Below are 18,655 nucleotides of genomic sequence, written 5' to 3'. Positions count from 1 at the left end.
CTTTTTGGAAATCAGATCCTGAATGATTTTTCCCATCTCAACGTACTGGGTAAATATTATCACTTTTTCACCGTTATCCAAAATGTTAGTTAGAATCTCAACCAGAAGCTCCATCTTTCCTGACTCGGAAATCTTCGGCTTTTTGATATCCAGAAACTGTGCCGGATGGTTGCATGCCTGCTTTAAAGCTGTTAAAATCTTTAAAATAATACCTTTTCTCTGGATTCCCTTTGAGTTTTCAATGTCAAAGAATATCTCATCAAGAATAGCGTTATAAAGGACAATCTGCTTTTTGGTTAGGGAACAGTAAATATCGTTTACGAACTTTTCAGGAAGTTCCTTTTTGATGTCACCGTCACTTTTAAGGCGCCTCATGACAAATGGCCTTGCAATGCGGCGAAGATTAGCTAAAACCTCCTCATCCTCAAGTTTCTCAATCGGCACAACATAGTCCCTTTTGAAATCGTCTTTAGATGACAAATACCCCTCATTGACGAAATCAAATATTGACCAGTAGTCCATGAGGCGGTTTTCGATTGGAGTACCTGTCAAAGCCACCTTTACAGAGGCCTTGACGCTTTTGATGGCACGGGTCTGTTCCGTATTTGGGTTTTTGATGTTTTGGGCTTCGTCTATGACACATAAAAGCCAGTCGTTGTCAAACAAATCCAGGTCAAGGCGCACAACGCCGTATGAAGTCAGTATTATATCATACTCATCAACCGGATATGTCCTTCCCGGACCGTGATAGATGTAATAGGTCAAATCAGGTGTGAACTTGTTGATTTCGTTTTCCCAGTTTGAAATAAGGGTCGGCGGAACGATAATCAGCGTCGGGCGTGAGTCGAATTTTGCCTGCTCCTTAAAGTACAGTATGGCTGCAAGAATCTGAATGGTCTTTCCAAGCCCCATATCATCTGCCAGAATTGATCCGAAACGGTATTTGATGTTCTGAACAAGCCAGGAATAGCCGATTTTCTGATAGGGCCTCAGCTGGCCGTTGAGTGATTTCGGCTCGTCATAGACTATCGTCTCGTTGACAAGCTTCTTGAACCTTTTGTAGTCTTGAGGAGTTTTGGGATTCATTGTTAATGTATTGTCTTTAGATTAATATTAAATGTATGACCTAAAAAATACAGATAAATTTAAATAATTATTATGACAATTATTAATTAAGGGATTAACATGACAAACATTGGATTAAGATTAAAAACATTACGTAAAGAACACGGATATTCACAGATGCAACTTTCAGAATATTTAAAAATAGACCAAAGTAACCTATCAAAAATAGAAAATAACAAGAGAAATTTAAATTTAACCCTATTGGACAAAATATGCTCCCTATATAATTGCACACCAGAGTATCTTTTAGGTGAAAGCGATGATTACGAAAGGCAAAACATAATGTTCAAGTCAGGAAATGATATGGATTTGAATGCAATAGCTAAAATCAATAAGCTAGCATCCCATTTAACCACACTAAGAGAATATTCTACGCCTGCAGAACAGAAACTGCCCAAATTAAACATAAATATAAGAAGACATCTCGGAATTGACGAATACAGTCCGATAAATGTTTTCGCAATAATTCCACAAAAAATACAAAATCTCACAATAGTATCCTTTCCTATGAAAAGAAGCGTCAGCGGATGCTGCTTCAAGAAAAATTCTGACTTTATCATACTAGTAAACTCAACTCATTCAATAGGACGTCAAAATTTCACACTGGCACATGAGCTATACCACATATTGGATAATGAAGAAAATTTCTTTATCTGTTCGGAAGGCTTTAAAAGTGAAATTGAAGAAAAAGCAGATAAATTTGCATCCAATCTGCTCATGAGCGAACATGCATTATATGATTTCATTGAATCCAACAACATAGGCAAATGGACAATCGAAGACATAATAAAATGCGAACAGTATTATCAGATAGACCATAAAATGCTGATTAAAAGATTATACAGCGAAAACATTATTGACGGATCACAATTTGCAGAATTTTCATTCAATATCATTGCCAAAGCCAACAGTTTAGGTTATGACACCTCATTATATAGGCCTCCAAAAGACAAGGAGCATCATTCAATAGGCCATATGATACCACTGTGTGAAAATTTATGGAAAACTGGAAAGATTGGTAATGGTGTTAGAAAAGATATTCTGCTTGACCTTTACAAAGAAGAGCTTATTTACAAAACATGGAGTGATGAAAATGAGGGAAAAAACTTTTCTAATTGAAAATACAAAGTAAACCACAGGTGAAAAAATATGAATATAGCAATTCTCGGCGCTACAGGAAACTTTGGAATCGCCCTGACCTCAAAACTGCTTGCATTTACAGACCACAAACTTACTCTGATTTCAAGAAATGCGGCAAACAAGTTTGAGGACAACCACAGAATCAGGGCATTGAACGTGAATGCAACAGACGTAAGAGCCCTTAAAAAGGCATTGAAAGACCAGGACATAGTCTATTGTGCGATTTCAGGAGACTACCTGCCGGTCATTGCAGACAATATCATAAGCTGCAAACCTAAGCGGTTCATTTACATGACCACCGTCGGTGTCTACAACGAGCTTGAAAATGCAAAACATTTAAATGTTGACAACGAGCCTTTACAGATTCCAAACCAGTATGCGGTCAATCTGATTGAAGAAAGCGACGTTAACTACACCATTCTGAGATTAGGCCTTATGGAGCACGGCGATGAGGATGACTATGTAATAACTGAAAAGGGAGAGGGCGTCAGAACCCACAACACGACATCAGAATCCGTCCTTAAGATTGCAATGGAAATAATTGATGATCCAGAATTATACTCCCGCAAAAGCATCAGCATTACAAAAAAATAATTAAAAGGGATTGACTCCCCAACAATAATGGTTAATTTAAGACTTTCTTTTTTTTCTCACATTCTTTTTTGAAGGATTCTAGCAATCCTTCTAAACTCTCCTCAATAATCAAATCATCATAATCCTCAGGAGGTTTAGCACAACGAAATTGTAATGGTTTTTTAGGCTTAATACGTTCACCAAATCCAAACATAATATCACCCCAACAATTATCCAAATTTCCATACATATTCAAAAATAACTGATACAGTTAAAAAATGTATGGAAGGGAAAAATCCCTCACAATAATGGTTAATTTAAGACTTTCTTTTTTTCGCACGTTCTTTTTTGAATGATTCAAGATATTCTTCAAAACTCTCCTCTAAAGAAGGTAACTCCTCATAATCATCAAGAGGTTTAGCACAACGAAATTGTAATGGTTTTTAGGCTTAATACGTTTACCAAAACCAAACATAATATCACCTTTAATTATAATTTATAACAAAATTTATTTAAAATTTACTATACAATTAATTTTCATCAAAATATTTCTCTTTTTTAATCCATGCAAATCCATCTAATTTTGATATTACACCAACATTTATCTCACCCCCAACAATATTCAACTCTTGAGAGACTTTATATCTTAATGAAGTTATTTCCACTAGAAGTTCGACCATTTTTGCCATTTCTTCTTTAGAAAGCAAACTCATTGAATTTAGAAAATTATTAAAAAAATAATTTTTCCCAAATTCAATAAAATTTAAAAATTCTGATTTTGACAGACCATATTAGATTTAAACTCATTAACCTTCTTTAAAACATTATTAATATTTCCTTCGGCCAGATTATCTTCCAAATCTATGAATTCTATAAATTCATCTAAAAAATCATTTAAAAAAATAGGATTTGATTTAATAATTAAATCATGAAATTCTGGGCGAATACCATCCAAATAACCTAAAATTACATCAGTTTGAGCAAAAGGAACAATAATATTATATTCATAACATAACTCAGATTGTTCATTTGAAATTTCAATATTGCCATCATTATTCACTACCATATCAAAATTCATATATGATGGAAAATTATCATATTTTCCGAACCCCACAATTACAATTCCTGTTGAATATAAACATAGCTGATGAAAAAAATAATTTTTAAAGGTTTTCCATTTGCCTAAACCTAATTCTTCTTTTAGACTTTTAAAATAATGGTCATATTGAGAATATTCATCCAATTTCAAAACAAAAGAAGGTATTTCCAATCCCAAGTAGTATTGGATTTCAGAATCTATTTCTTCATCATTCAATCTGGCGAAATAATCTGTTATTTCTTTTTTGAAAATATCCAAGCGGGACTCAATATCCTTTTTGAAATTATGTTTTGGAGTGTTTTGAGCTAAAAAGTCTAAAAATAATGATTTTACTTTTTCAACATCATCCACTTCCTCAAAATTTGTTGTATTGATGAAATCTGCAATCAGATTTTCCATAGGAATATTTTCAAAATTCGCTGATCCATACATCATTATTGCCATCGGAAAATTATCTATTGGAAATAATTTTGTGAAACCGTTTGCCGTTTTTTGTCTGTTAATCGTTACTGCACTGTCTACTGCAATAGCAATAGAATTTCTATTCATAGCCAATATCTCTGTTGTCATTAATTAACACCCAATAATAGTAAATCAAGTAATAATTTAAAACAAGCTTTATAAATACTTTATTAATTTTTTAAAGCAATATTGGTCCGATAAAGTTATATTGTGCCATATTAGAATATTGTACGAGAAGGTAATGGTTAATCAGGTGTTTTGTTTACGGACAATTCAGTCCGAAAATCCGTAGGTTTCAGTCTCGAATGTCTTTGCAACATCTTTCAGCACTTCAGGAATAGATTTCAAACCAGCATGCCATCAATCTGTTGAAGAAAGAGATGTTGACTACACAATCCCCAGATTATGTTTTATAGTGCAGTACGATGAGGATGAACACATAATCACGAAAAAAGAAGAGAACACCAAGCCCACAATACGACATCAGAATCCATACTTAGAATTGCAAGAGAACTAATCGATAAACATATATTGTACTCCCGCAAAAACATCAGCATCACTAAAAAATAGAATTTAGTTTAAAACAAGAAAAAATAATCAATGTCAGAATTGCACACAGTACAAAACACTCGTAGACATTGATTAAGATTTTATTTCCATGATAAAAAAAGGATATAATCCTTGATTTAATTATTAATTTTTTTATATTTAAATTTAATTAAAAATTGGGTTGTACTATTAAAAAGACAACTGAGTCCCCAAGAATACGAGTTATTCTAAATTCCCCAATAGCACATTACCCAATTTAGAAGAGATAACAATAGACTTTAGTTAAATCATATGAAAATACATATAACAAGACATGCAATCAAATTGAAAACTAAATTCAAATCAATGACGGCATATAACTTGAAATATAACTCAAGCAACATGTTATCCCCCCATTTTTAATATGGAAATAATTATGACTTTCAATCAAAGACAAATCACAACAATATCCAGTTTTAAAATCACCAAATATCATAGATCATCCCCAATAGAATGTCAGGGAGCCAGCATATTACACACAAACAAGTTTGTATGCATATTAAAATTTAAAACAAGCCTTATAAATACTTTATTGATTTTTTAAAGCAATATTGACCTGATAAAGTTATATTGTGCCATATTAGAATATTGTACGAGAAGGTAATGGTTAATTTGGTGTTTTGTTTACGGACAATTCAGTCCGAAAATCCATAGGTTTCAGTCTCGAATGTCTTTGCAACATCTTTCAGCACTTCAGGAATATTGATCTTTTGAGGGCATTCCTCGATGCATGTTTCACATTCACTGCAGTCTGAAGCTATTCCGACATCAGGAAGCCTGGAATAATTCAGATAAGCATTTCCCTGCTGTGTCCAGTCATCCCGTCCGAGAAGCTTGTGCTTGTTGTACAAATCAAAGAGTTTAGCGATGTCAATCTCTTCTGGACATGACTCTACGCAGTATCTGCATTTGGTGCAGTCCACAGTAATGTTGCTGTTTATAATCTCAGATACCTCTTCAAGGATTTCAAATTCCCTGTCGCTTAAAGGATCGGCATTTTTAAACTCATCAATATTGCTTTCAAGCTGTTCGAGACTGCTTGCGCCTGTCCAGACAACGCAGGCATCCAGATTGGCCACAAATCTCATTGCCCAGGAGACGACTGAACGCTCAGGAGCATGCTCCTTCATTATCTTTTCAGCCTCTTCAGGAACATCGGCCAGAAATCCGCCCTTATAGGGCTCCATTATCATTACCTGCTTTTCGTATTTTTTTGCGACTTCAAGACATTTTCTTGACTCGATTCCCTCATCTTCCCAGTCAAGATAGTTGATTTGAAGCAGAACGAACTCCAGTTCAGGATGCATAAAGAGTATCTCTTCTAAAAACTCTGCATTTCCGTGAGTTGATATTCCGATATGCTTTATAAACCCTTCCTCTTTTTTCTTTTGAATGAATGAATAAAGATCAACGTTTTTCCAGGCGGTTTCTGTAAATCCGCTCACATTGTGAAGCATATAATAGTCAAAGTAATCCACTCCACAGTTTTTAAGCTGCTCTTCAAAAATAGGCTCCAGCTGGGACTCCTCGGAAATTATAAACAAAGGCAGTTTTGTTGAAATCTTATATGAATCCCTTGGATATCTTTCAACAACTGATTTTTTGAATGCATCCTCGCCCATGCCCTCATGATAGACATATGCGGTATCAAAGTGATTGAAGCCCACATCCATGTATGCGTCCACCATCCTATTGACATGTTCGTAATCTATGCTTTTGAAGTCGTTCTCGTCCAAAATCGGCAGTCTCATCATTCCCATACCTAACTTCATGATTATCCCCTCTTTATCTTTAATATATAATCTGTAAGCAAATTTATTTAAATGTTAATGGGTGCAACAATTGCCAGAATCGTTGTGAAAATAAAATTTTCATAAAATTTTATACAATTTATTTTAGCTTATTTTTTAAAAAATATATATTAAAATTTAACTAAAAAAAATTAGAAACATTTAAATAAGCAATATGACAATAACTGTAATTATAGGTTTGGAATAAGGGTTTAAGTCGATATGAATATTTCACATCGATGATATTCAAAAAGCATGAGCACATTGAATGAATAGAAAGCATCACTCGACGAATATCCGAAATTGAAAATTGGAACCTGAGTCGAACCTGCAAAAAATAAGATATAGGGGGATTAGAATGGGTAAAAAGCCAAGTCCAGATTTCGAAAATAAAGTTTCTTTAAAGATAAATGACATCAGCATCGAACTAAACGAATTTGCTGAAGATATGATTAAAGAAGTAATATTCGGTATGGTCAGAGCAATTAAAACAGCTGATTTAGAAATCAGAAATCTCAAAATTGAAATAGACAACGAAGAATAGTTCAATTAGACATATTTATCTCAACCTATCGCAGTAGAATAGTTAACCAATAGTTTTACTGCATCATCAGTCATTTGAAAGATTGAAAATTAGCTGTTGGCTGCACTGCAATAGAATCATGTTCGATTGAACCGATATTTTGAACCTGAATACATCAAAACTAAGGAGGTGAACGGATGGATAAGGAAGCAAGTCCTGATTTCGAAAATAAAGTTTCTTTAAGAATCAATGACATCCTCATTGGGTTGAATGAATTTGCGGATGACATCGTTAAAGAAACCATTTTCGGAATGCTTAAAGCTCTCAACACTGAAGATGTTGAAGAAATCAAGCATGTTAAAATCGAAATTAACAATCAATAATATGAATATTATTGTTTAAATTATTTTTTATTTTTTTATTTTTTTAACTATTCACTGTTTTCTGCGTTCCAGTCTATGAAATTATTGACTCCATTGATATAGCCGCATTGCGGACACATTTCAGTGAAATCATCATAGTATCGGGTGCAAATTGGACATTGCCACATGATAGTTACCTCCCATTATATTATAATTGGACTCAGCCATACATAACTTTTTGCAAAGATATGAATATTGCTTTCATTAATTAAAATTTACCTCAACCACTTTTAAACGATTTTTTAATATTAAAAACACCATATACACATAATTTAAAAGAAAAATTCCTTAGTTTTCCAAGAATTAAACAGTTTAAAGCCGAATATCTCAAAAAATATATTAAAAACAATAATTTTGAAAATGTCTCGGGGCAAAATTCATTTGGAAAAAATAGACATGCCACCAACCCCATTACAACATCATTATAATATTGCTTTAAAGAGGTTATTTTTTAATTTAAAGACCTTATTGCCTTATTTCATACCAATAACTTATATATAACTTCGTTTATACCAGTTATTGCATGATCATGAGTTTTTGAAATTTTCTCGAGAAAATAATATTTAGGAGAAAAATTGAAATGCAGAGGAAAATACGTATGAATAACCCTGAAGATACATTCATGAAGCGGCAATTCACCTATCTTGGCGATATAGCTCATGAATTCTATAATCTTCCGGGAGAATACATTGGAAGTGAGTGTAATGAATATCCCAACGTAGACGGCGGAATTCCAAGAGCAGACATAGTATATGAAGTCCGAATGGAAGACGGAAGCATATGTATTATTAACATAGAGGATGAAACAAGCTATGTAAATGCAGATACTCTAAAAAAGTCATACAACTACAAAACAAACATATACTATAAGACCAAAAATCCGGTAATCAGCGTTATAACAACAACGCTTCCGGAAGACAAATGCTTGAAGGAATTATGGATTTCGCCAACAGACCTTTTCAAACCATTTGTCATTTCACTACACGATGAAAATACTTGGAAAAAATTAAATAGCATGATAACTAAAGCTAAAAATCAAGAAGAATTCAGCGAAATTGAAGGGCTGGAATTGATAAATTTGCCCCGATTTTGTTGTGAAAACCAGGAAAAAGCCATCGAAGTGATCTGTAGTGTACTTTATGATTTGAAAATTGAAGACCCATACGTGAAAAATGAATTAATATATTCCATGCAATGTATGATTCACAAATACGCAAAAACAGATGAAGATATAATAAGACTTGAAGGGATGATAAGATTGAGACAGGTAATGAAAAAAAGAAGTCCGGTATTAGATGCAATGGAACGTCAAGGAGTTCTTAAAGGACGAAAACAAGGAATAAAACAAGGTCGAGAAGAAGGAATAAAAAAAGGAAGAGAAGAAGGAATAAAAGAAGGAAGAGAAGAAGGAATGAAAAAAGTTTTAAAGGATTTAGCCAATAATGGAACGCCTATAGACGAATTGGCAGAAAAATACGGATACACAGTAGACGAAATACTAAACACAATTATTGAATAAACACCAAATATTCGATAATTAACCATCACCCCCCCCACTACCAAAAAAAACAAACAAAAGAGGATGTAAAGTTGAAAGAAAACCAAATGAAAAGAAGTCCCGTATTGGATGCGATGGAACGCCAAGGATTTCTTAAAGGACGAAAACAAGGAAAAAAAGAAGGAAGAGAAGAAGGAAAAAAAGAAGGAAAAAAAGAAGGAAGAGAAGAAGGCCGAGAAGAAGGAATAAAAGAAGGAAGAGAACAAGGAATAATAAAAGTTTTAAAGGATTTAGCCAATAATGGAACACCCATAGACGAATTGGCAGAAAAATACGGATACACAGTAGACGGAATACTAAACAATGACATTAATTGATTTGCTACCGTACATCAAACAGAGAAAGAAATCCTGATTTGAAACAAACATTAATTAAATGAATAAAAAGATTAAAATTTATAATAGTTACAAGAGCAACATATATTTTAATAATGCCTATATTTAATTAAAATGACATCACAACTTATCCCTCAAGAACCTTCAAAAGCAGCTGCTGGGACGAACCCCTTAAAGTCACATTTTTCCCGTCAGCGACATAGCTGAATGCAACTGTTGAATTGGTCTGATTAAGATAACCCATATGTGAACCGAACATCGTATAGTTTCCGTCAACCATAGCGGATCCTACAGTAATGTTGATTGTTTCATTTTTCTCGTTTATGAAAAATATTGTCGTTGCGTTTACTATGGACTTGTCCTGACCAAAGCCGTGAGGTATGGTAAAGTTAACTGAATCATATTCTATTAACGTGTCATTTTCGTAAAATTCAATATTTTCACTTGCCCAAACGCAGGAAACTGCAAATGCAAGCACCACAATTATCAAGATAATTCTTTTCATAATGCTATTTTTTGCTTTTTCAGTTAAAAAATATTTCCTAAAACGGCTCCGATTGACAGTAAAAATACAAATTAAGGAAATGTTTGTTCAACTTATTATTTGAAATATTAAATAAATACCATTAAATTTAATGAAAAAATAAACTAAATTTTTATCTGTACTTTCTAAGGCAATTAAAATAAAGAAATGTTTAAATACTTGGTTAATGTTATATTAATATGGTAACACCTCCCGTGTTACTATTTTTAAAAAATCATTTATCTGATGCATGTTTTTTCTTTTTAGATTAAACATGCATTTTTCTAAAAGATTTAACTAATTTTAAGCTTTTTTTACATTTCATTTTTAAATTTAGGCATTCTTAAATATGGAAATGGTTATATATTAAATTTAACAGAATATTTTATTGTAACATCTCCCGTGTTACTTTGAAAAAAATCGTTTTAGTATATGTTTCGAATCCGGAACATATACCTAAACTTCAAACCCACTATTTTTTAAAAATTATAATCACTTAAAAGAAAAAAAGAAAGGTTAAAATGAATTAACCTATTTTATAAAGTCACTTTAACAGTGTTTGCGATAACGGCACTGATCGGTTCATACATTGAAGTGATAATGTACTCACCAGGAATAAGGTTGATGTTTAACCTTGCAATACCCTCATCGTTTGTAGTACGGTTGTAGAAAACACCGTTGATGTTAAAAGTAATCATCTGACCGGTATAAGGCAATCCCTGACCGTTAACCAATGTCACTGCAAACGGACTTGCAACACCATACTGTTTGGTCAAATCAGAAGCGTTAAGCACAGGTTTGACAGTAATCTGATTTGAAACAAGACATCCTTTGTAATCCGCAGTGATAATGTAAGTGCTAGGACCTAAGTTCAGGTTCAAACGAGCAATACCTTCATCATTTGTTTTACGTTCATACAATACACCGTTGATGTTGAATGTAACAATTTCACCAGCACCTGCAACGGTTCCGTCTTGTTTGATAACTTTAACAGTGTATCCGGTTCCGTTTCTGTAGAAGAGCTCGGTATCCTTATTGTCGACTAATAATGATTTTACAATCAAATCAGTAGCCAGTTTCTCACCAGTGTCAGTTCTCTCAGCGGTTACGATATATTCGCTTGGCAAGAGATTGATTGCAATGCTTGCGCTTCCGTCAGCTTTAGTGACACGGTCATAGAAAACACCGTTGATGTTTAACTTAATTGGAATATTCGCCAAGGGAGTGCCGTTCTGTGAGACTGTAACGTAATAACGAGTACCGTTTTTATACATCATTGTGATGTCATTTGCGTTTAATGTTGGTTTTACATGGACGTATGAAACAACACTGTCATCGTCAGACTCAACAACAACCCTGTAGTCTCCAGGATTCAAATTGATAGCTATTGAAGTCTTACCTTCAGCACCAGTAGTTCTTGTGTAATTCTGACCGTTAATCCTGATAACGAGTGACTGGTTAGCCACAGGGTTTCCGGATTTATCCTCAACAGTCACATAGAACCTTTCAGAGCCGCCGAAATACTTGGTAACTTCCGGAGCGATTATGACAACATTAACGTCTTTCACATCAATTGAGGCACTGTAAGAAACATTATAATACCTGTCATCACCAGCATAGGATACAGTGTAGTTATATGTTCCAATGGTTAAATTTGAAACCTTAATGATCGCTTTTCCGGAAGATAAATTATCTTTATATGTTTCTTTGTTGATTGAAACAAGCACTTCGCCGGTAGCGTCATCATCGAGTGTGATTTCAAATAATGCATCCTGGCCAGCACCGATATCATCAGCAACAACATCCAAGGTCGGAGCTACTTTAGATACCACGAATGCTTTGGAATCCTCACTTCCCAAATAATTACCTTTAGCATCGAAATAGCTAGCAGTTACAGTATAATTACCTGCGCTTAAACCTTCAATAGTGTAGTTTGCTTTATTATTGGATAAAGTAACATTAGCTGAATCGGAATTGATTTCAAATGTGACAACACCTTCTGTTGCATTGACATGAGCAGTTACAGTTAATGAATCGCCAACATTAATGTCACTGACACCAGACAATTCAGTTTTAGTTGAAACCTGATTAACGGTGACATTATTGGATATGCTTTCACCAGTGCTCGGATTGGTTGCGCTAACAACATATGAACCATGATTTTCACCAACATTCAAAGTAGCCTTAGCATCTGAAACCTCAGCAGTATAGTTTTTAGAATTGATTGTGAATGTTACAGTTCCGCCTGTTAAAGCTTTACCCTCAGAATCTAATAAATTGACAACATAACTTACATTATTGTAATCACCTGAAACATCATCTCCACTGATTGTTGGTTTAATTACAACCTTGGAAGAAGCACTTACATCCCCATAACTGCTGATAACGTTATATTCACCACTGGCCTGGTTTAAATCAATGAAGACCTGTCCATTATCATCAGTCACTTTGGAAGTTGTTGCACCATCAATTGTGACATTGACAGTAGCATTAGATACAGGATTATTGTTATCATCGGTTAAATTGACTACAAACTTCTCACTGCCGCCATAATACTTAGTTACATCAGGAGCCAAAATATAGATAGATGATTTCTCAATAGTGAACGTTACATTATTTGATATGGACGAATCATGATTTTCATCACCAGAATATATGGCTACAACAGTATAATTGCCTCCAATTAAATTATTAACATCGACAGTGGCCAGACCCTTATTAACAATGCCCTCATAGACCTTGCCACTGACATTAAACATGACACTGCCGCCAACTCTAGATGAATTTATAGAGGCACTCAAACTGACAGAATTATTGCCTGTTTTATTCAATGATAAAGTTGTGTTAGTTGGTGCAGGAAGGACAGTTATTTTAGCAGTTTCAGAAATATTCTGATAAGTTACAATAGCATGATAAACACCAGAATGCAGATTAATATTTAATGATGCAACACCTGAGCCGTTAGTAACCCTATTATAGAAAACATTGGAGATATTAAAGACAACCGTTTTACCGACTAAAGGATTATTGGATGAATCCAAAAGGGTAGCGGACAACTTATCATAAACTCCGAAATATTTAACCAAGTCCTGAACAATTAAAACAACATTTGTATCTATAACTTTGATTTTACCAGCGAATGATGATGCATTATACTTGTCATCACCAGAATATGAAACCGTGAACGGATAATCCCCAATAGCTAAACCAGGAACACTGATAGTTGCCTTACCGCCAGATAAAATACTGTCATAAGTTTTATTTTCAATATCGACACTCACATTACCGCTAGCATCACTGTCAAGAGTAATTTCAAATATTGCAGTTTGACCGGCATCAATATTTTGTGCAACAACATTTAACTTAGGATTTGCTTTAGATACTTTAAATGATTTGATATCAGAGCTGCCCAAATAGTTAGCCTCAGCATCTTCATATGTGGCGCTTATATTATATGAACCCTCAGGTAAAGCATCGATAGTGTAAGTTGCTTTTCCATCAACAACATCCACTTTTTGAGAATCGGAACCTACTTCAAACGTAACGGTACCTGAAACGGCATTGACAATGGCAATTACAGATAATGAATCACCAACAACAATATCTTTAACACCAAACAGTGTGGTTCCAGTTGAAACCTGATTAATAGTAACGTTATTGGATATGCTTTCACCAGTGCTCGGATTGGTTGCGCTAACAACATATGAACCATGATTTTCACCAATATTCAAAGTAGCCTTACCATTTGAAACAGTAGCAGTATATGTTTTAGAATTAATTGTAAACGTTGTAGATCCATTGGTTAAAGCATTGCCTGCAGAATCCAAAAGATAGACAACATATTTCACATTATTATAATATCCTTCAACATCATTTGCACTGATGGTTGGCTTGATTGTGACTGTGGAAGTGGAGGTGAAATCCTTATAACTGCTTATTACATCATACTTGCCACTAGGCTGATTTAAATCAATAAATACCTGACCATTACCATCAGTTAATTTGGAAACGGTTACGCCATCAATTGTGACATTAACAGTAGCATTGGATAACGATTTATTACCATCAGTTAAAGTAACAATAAGCTGTTCATCTCCCCCATAATATTTTGTTACATCAGGAACGGTTATATAACCGATTACAGAGACATTTTTGCCAACAATGACATAATCATTATGTCCCGGTGAATAATAGAAATTGAAGTTATTATACTTCAAAATACCATCATTACCTTTCCAATAAACTGCACCTGCACTATCCGCAATATTTTCAATGAAATTTGAATTTCCTAAAGTACAATCATCTGCAGCCAAAACAAGAGCACCACCTTTTCCAGAAGCAGTGTTGTTTGTAAAATTACAGTCAGTTACATTGCTGGAATCACTGATGTAAATTGCACCACCATCCCCTGAACTTACAGAGTTATTGACAAAATTACAATTGGTTACATTTGATTTGAAAGTCAATTTAATGTGAACCGCACCATATTCCTGTGCAGCATTATTTGTGAAATTACAATTGTCCAAAATAATACTGGTGGTATAATCATAGCCATACCAACTGTATGTAGTAATAGCACCACCTGAAGTAGCGGAATTATTAACAAAAAGAGAATTTGTTACTTTACTTTCATAACGGAAGTAAACAGCACCTCCGGAATCAGAAGCACTATTATTAATAAAAGTACAATTGCCCACAGTACCCTCATCATAAAATCTGATAGCACCTCCACGATTTAAAGCAACATTATTTGTGAAATTAGAGTTTGCCACACTACCTTTAAGATAAAAATCCACAGATCCCCCATAAGTGGAAGCCCTGTTATTGACAAAAGTACAATTATCCACAATACCTCCGGCATTAAATCTGACAGCACCACCATAATTAGAAGCACTGTTATTGACAAAAGTACAGTTATTTACAACCCTCTTAGAAATATCAGGAACATAATAATCCATATTGACATCAGAATCATAGAAATAAATGGCTCCACCACTGCCTGAGCTTACAGAGTTATTAACGAAAACACAGTTATTCACATTACCTTCATCGTCAAATCGGATAGCACCACCATAATTAGAAGCACTATTATTTACAAAAGTACAATTATCCACACTACCCGAATCTATGCGTATTGCACCACCATCTCCTGAACTTGCAGAATTATTGACAAAAGTACAATTATCCACACTACCTGAACCCATAGCTATTGCATGGGAGTTATTTATAAAATTGGAATTTCTAACTTCCAAAGTTTCGGAACCCCCAATGATTGCAGTTTCAAGGTTATTAACGAAAATACAGTTATTCACTGTACCTTCCATATTAAATCGGATAGCTTCACTATTATTAGTAAAATTAGAGTTTTTAACTTCCAAATTTCCGTAAGCAGAATAAACAGCACAATCCTTATCACCGTCTGAATTATTAACGAAATTACAATTATCAATACTGCCACTAAAGTAAATTGCTCCACCACGCCCGGATGCATAGTTATTAGTGAAATTACTATTGTTTAAACTACCAGCACCATAAAACATATATATTGAACCACCCGAATCAGATGCTGTGTTATGGATAAAATTACAATTATTTATAACATTATTACCTGTAATGGCACCCCCATGCCTTGAAGCATTATTATTTATAAAAGTACAATTTGTTACAGAACCAGAATCCATATCTATTGCACCACCATCCACAGAAGCAGAATTATTGACAAAAGTACAATTATCCACATTACATTTTTCAGTAGATATAATAGCTCCACCGTCGCTAGCAATGTTACGAGTGAAACTACAATTCACAATATTTCCACCCATACCAGATAATCTAATAGCTCCACCATCACTTTCTGCTTTATTATCTATGAAATTACAATTATTCACATTACCTTTACTATTAAACCAGATAGCTCCACCACTTTTGGATGCATAATTATTAACGAAAGTACAATTGTCCACACTACCGGAATGCATGAATATAGCGCCCCCATACTTAGAAGAACAATTGATAAAAATACAATCAGCAAAAGTCAATTTATCAAAAGCATCATATGCATCACAATAAAAGGCACCAGCATCTACAGAAGCAGAATTATTGACAAAACTGGAATTTATTACTTCCAATGTTCCAGACTCATAATAAATAGCACCACCATACTCAGCAACATTACTTGTTAAATTACAATTATAAATACTGCCTGATCTAATAAGGATAGCACCACCATTTTTAGATGCAGAATTATTAAGAAAACTAGAATTTGTAACTTCTATATAACTTCCATATTCATTATAAATAGCCCCTCCAGAACCAAATTCATTATCATAATAATCATCATAACCCCCATCATCATTAAAATTATAAGGGTAAAAAACAGAATTATTAACAAAAATACAATTATTTATACTACCAGATGAAGCATAATAAATTGCACCGCCATAACAGGATGCATTATTATCAGTGAAATTACAATTTTCAACACTTCCGTAACCCATAAAGATAGCACCACCAGATTTAGATGCAGAATTATTAACAAAATTTGAATTATTTGAATCCACATTATTATCGGAGAAAATTGCGCCTCCCTCTTCGGATGCATAGTTATTTACAAAATCAGAATTATTTACTTTTAACTCACCAGAATTTTTATAAATTGCACCACCCCTATTTGAAGCACTGTTATTTATGAAAATACAATTTTCAACGCCACCAAGAAATTTGTAATAAGAGAAATGAACTGCTCCACCTTGATATGCAACATTATTAGTAAAAGTACAATTAGCCACATTACCATCAGACAATTTAACAGCACCACCCTCTTCTGCAGAGTTATGTGAAAAAATACAACTATTTATATCCACATCACTTCCTTCATCTGCAAAAATAGCACCACCATGATATGCAACATTATTAGTAAAAGTACAATTAGCCATATTACCATCAGACAATTTAACAGCACCACCCTCTTCTGCGGAGTTATGTGAAAAAATACAACTATTTATATCCACATCACTTCCTTCATCTGCAAAAATAGCACCACCATAAGTCGCATTACCATTAATAAAATTAATATTATTTAAAACAACAGTATTGCCTTTGAGAATATTGAATACTCTAACCATATTATTGGCATTTATCACATAACCATTCCCCATAATTTCCTCATTTTCACTAATATTTATACAGGAGGAATCTGATTCATTATATGTGTAATTATGATAGAGTTCAAGAGCTACATAATTAGCATTGAAATCTATGATTTCCTGTAAATCTGTAAATGAATCATCTGCAGGATTTAAAATCCAGAATTGTATTGAAAGAAAATTGGAGTCATAATTTTTATCACCAGTATAATTAACAGTCAAATTGTATTTTCCATAATCATAATCGGATAAATCTAATGTTATATAATTACTAGTTAATGTGAAATTTTTTTCATCTTCATTGATTGTGACAGTCAGATTGCCTGTAATATCCTCAATAATTCCCCAGTTGTCACGGAAATTTATTGTTAAACTCTCATTTTCCCGGAAAAGTTTCTTATTAATTCTTATTTCGGGATTTATTTTATTAATGTTATTTGGCGTGTTACCTTCAAAATTAAGATTTTCAGCTGCAATATGTCTGCCATTGGTATCTATGGCACCATAATTAAAAATTGCAGTGTTTTGGATGAAATTAGAATTGGTGATATTTAAATCACCGTATGAGAAGATAGCTCCACCATAATTTGCAGAGTTATATTTAAAACTACACCCCATTATAGTTACATTACTTCCTTCATCTGCAAAAATAGCACCACCATAAGTCGCATTACCATTAATAAAATTAATATTATTTAAAATAACATTATTCGCGCCAATAGTGAATATTCCAACACCATTACTGCCATCAATGGTATTACCATTACCATTTATTGTAATGTTTTTATTAATCGTTATGCCTTTATCAGATCCAACATAATCAAAGTCATTTTTTAAGTTAATCGTTGAGCCGTTTTCTGCAGTATCAATCAGAGCCTGTAAATAATCATAATTCATACCTCCAAGCTCATCATCATATTGCGATACACTTAAAGCATCAGCATCTGTTTGATTCATATCATCTGTCGCTGAAACAGCACCGAGAGAAACAATGAACAAAATCAAACAAAGTAAAAACAAAATTTTCCTATTCATAAAAATTACCCATTTTATTGCATTATTTAATGTAAAAATACATAAAATATGAATAAAATTTTATCAAAAGATATATATATATATAGCGAATTGGAGCGAAAAACAGGAAAATTATAGAAAAATAATCAATGTCTGAATTACACAAAGTGTAAAACCGTCTTAGACATTGATTAGTTATTTTTATCATTTATGGTATGAAGATTAAAAAAAATCTTCTTATAATATTTTATTATAATTTTATTATTTAAATTTAATTAATAAGACTGTACTATTGGAAGAGGAAAACTGACTCCCATAAACAATAGACGAAATTTTAGTTTAAATCCTCAACCAATAA

At 33.4% G+C, this 18,655-nt stretch carries 13 protein-coding genes; 6 read left to right on the top strand and 7 right to left on the bottom strand.

Going from position 1 to position 18,655, the window contains the following annotated elements; genetic code table 11:
- The coding region (locus ACKI2W_RS06475) for a DEAD/DEAH box helicase (protein ID WP_407380399.1) at window positions 1-1,086 on the bottom strand (1,086 nt) is incomplete at its 3' end.
- A gap of 99 nt (window positions 1,087-1,185) precedes the next feature.
- Between ACKI2W_RS06475 and ACKI2W_RS06470 the strand changes: the two genes are divergently transcribed.
- On the top strand, window positions 1,186-2,244 hold the full coding sequence (locus ACKI2W_RS06470; RefSeq protein WP_407380397.1) for a helix-turn-helix domain-containing protein: 1,059 nt from the start codon (window positions 1,186-1,188) through the stop codon (window positions 2,242-2,244).
- 30 nt (window positions 2,245-2,274) lie between these two features.
- Window positions 2,275-2,859: an NAD(P)H-binding protein gene (locus tag ACKI2W_RS06465; protein ID WP_407380395.1), complete on the top strand. Its 585-nt coding sequence runs from the start codon at window positions 2,275-2,277 to the stop codon at window positions 2,857-2,859.
- Between the two features lie 31 nt (window positions 2,860-2,890).
- Here ACKI2W_RS06465 and ACKI2W_RS06460 read toward each other — a convergent pair whose 3' ends face one another.
- From ACKI2W_RS06460 to ACKI2W_RS06445, 4 genes are all read right to left on the bottom strand, one after another.
- Complete coding sequence (locus tag ACKI2W_RS06460; RefSeq protein ID WP_407380393.1) at window positions 2,891-3,052, bottom strand: hypothetical protein; 162 nt, start codon at window positions 3,050-3,052, stop codon at window positions 2,891-2,893.
- Between the two features lie 316 nt (window positions 3,053-3,368).
- Entirely contained in the window at window positions 3,369-3,551 is a 183-nt protein-coding gene (locus tag ACKI2W_RS06455) for a hypothetical protein (protein WP_407380391.1), read from the bottom strand.
- 50 nt (window positions 3,552-3,601) lie between these two features.
- Window positions 3,602-4,507 (bottom strand): hypothetical protein, encoded by a 906-nt coding sequence (locus tag ACKI2W_RS06450; RefSeq protein WP_407380389.1) that lies wholly within the window; start codon window positions 4,505-4,507, stop codon window positions 3,602-3,604.
- A 1,115-nt stretch (window positions 4,508-5,622) separates the two neighbouring features.
- Entirely contained in the window at window positions 5,623-6,759 is a 1,137-nt protein-coding gene (locus tag ACKI2W_RS06445; RefSeq protein ID WP_407380387.1) for an aldo/keto reductase, read from the bottom strand.
- Between the two features lie 376 nt (window positions 6,760-7,135).
- Here ACKI2W_RS06445 and ACKI2W_RS06440 point away from each other — a divergent pair, with 376 nt between their 5' ends.
- The 4 genes from ACKI2W_RS06440 to ACKI2W_RS06425 all read left to right on the top strand — a co-directional run bounded on the left by ACKI2W_RS06440 (window position 7,136) and on the right by ACKI2W_RS06425 (window position 9,597).
- Window positions 7,136-7,321 carry a hypothetical protein gene (locus ACKI2W_RS06440; protein WP_407380385.1) on the top strand — a complete coding sequence of 62 codons (186 nt, stop codon included), beginning with the start codon at window positions 7,136-7,138 and terminating at the stop codon, window positions 7,319-7,321.
- A 176-nt stretch (window positions 7,322-7,497) separates the two neighbouring features.
- Window positions 7,498-7,683 carry a hypothetical protein gene (locus ACKI2W_RS06435; protein WP_407380383.1) on the top strand — a complete coding sequence of 62 codons (186 nt, stop codon included), beginning with the start codon at window positions 7,498-7,500 and terminating at the stop codon, window positions 7,681-7,683.
- A gap of 637 nt (window positions 7,684-8,320) precedes the next feature.
- Window positions 8,321-9,241, top strand: a complete 921-nt coding sequence (locus tag ACKI2W_RS06430; protein ID WP_407380381.1) for a hypothetical protein — start codon at window positions 8,321-8,323, stop codon at window positions 9,239-9,241.
- A gap of 86 nt (window positions 9,242-9,327) precedes the next feature.
- On the top strand, window positions 9,328-9,597 hold the full coding sequence (locus ACKI2W_RS06425; protein WP_407380379.1) for a hypothetical protein: 270 nt from the start codon (window positions 9,328-9,330) through the stop codon (window positions 9,595-9,597).
- Window positions 9,598-9,742: 145 nt separating this feature from the next.
- On the opposite strand, the gene ACKI2W_RS06420 is transcribed toward ACKI2W_RS06425, so the two are convergent.
- Both ACKI2W_RS06420 and ACKI2W_RS06415 read right to left on the bottom strand, forming a co-directional pair.
- The gene (locus ACKI2W_RS06420; RefSeq protein WP_407380377.1) at window positions 9,743-10,120 is read right to left on the bottom strand and encodes a hypothetical protein; all 378 of its coding nucleotides are present in this window, start codon (window positions 10,118-10,120) and stop codon (window positions 9,743-9,745) included.
- 554 nt (window positions 10,121-10,674) lie between these two features.
- Entirely contained in the window at window positions 10,675-18,318 is a 7,644-nt protein-coding gene (locus tag ACKI2W_RS06415; protein WP_407380375.1) for an Ig-like domain repeat protein, read from the bottom strand.
- Window positions 18,319-18,655: the final 337 nt, after the last annotated feature.

Origin of the sequence: Methanobrevibacter sp., assembly GCF_045603845.1 — an archaeon.
Taxonomy (GTDB): domain Archaea; phylum Methanobacteriota; class Methanobacteria; order Methanobacteriales; family Methanobacteriaceae; genus Methanocatella.
Note: the sequence above shows the minus strand (reverse complement) of the source record. Positions and strands in the feature narration are given on the sequence as shown.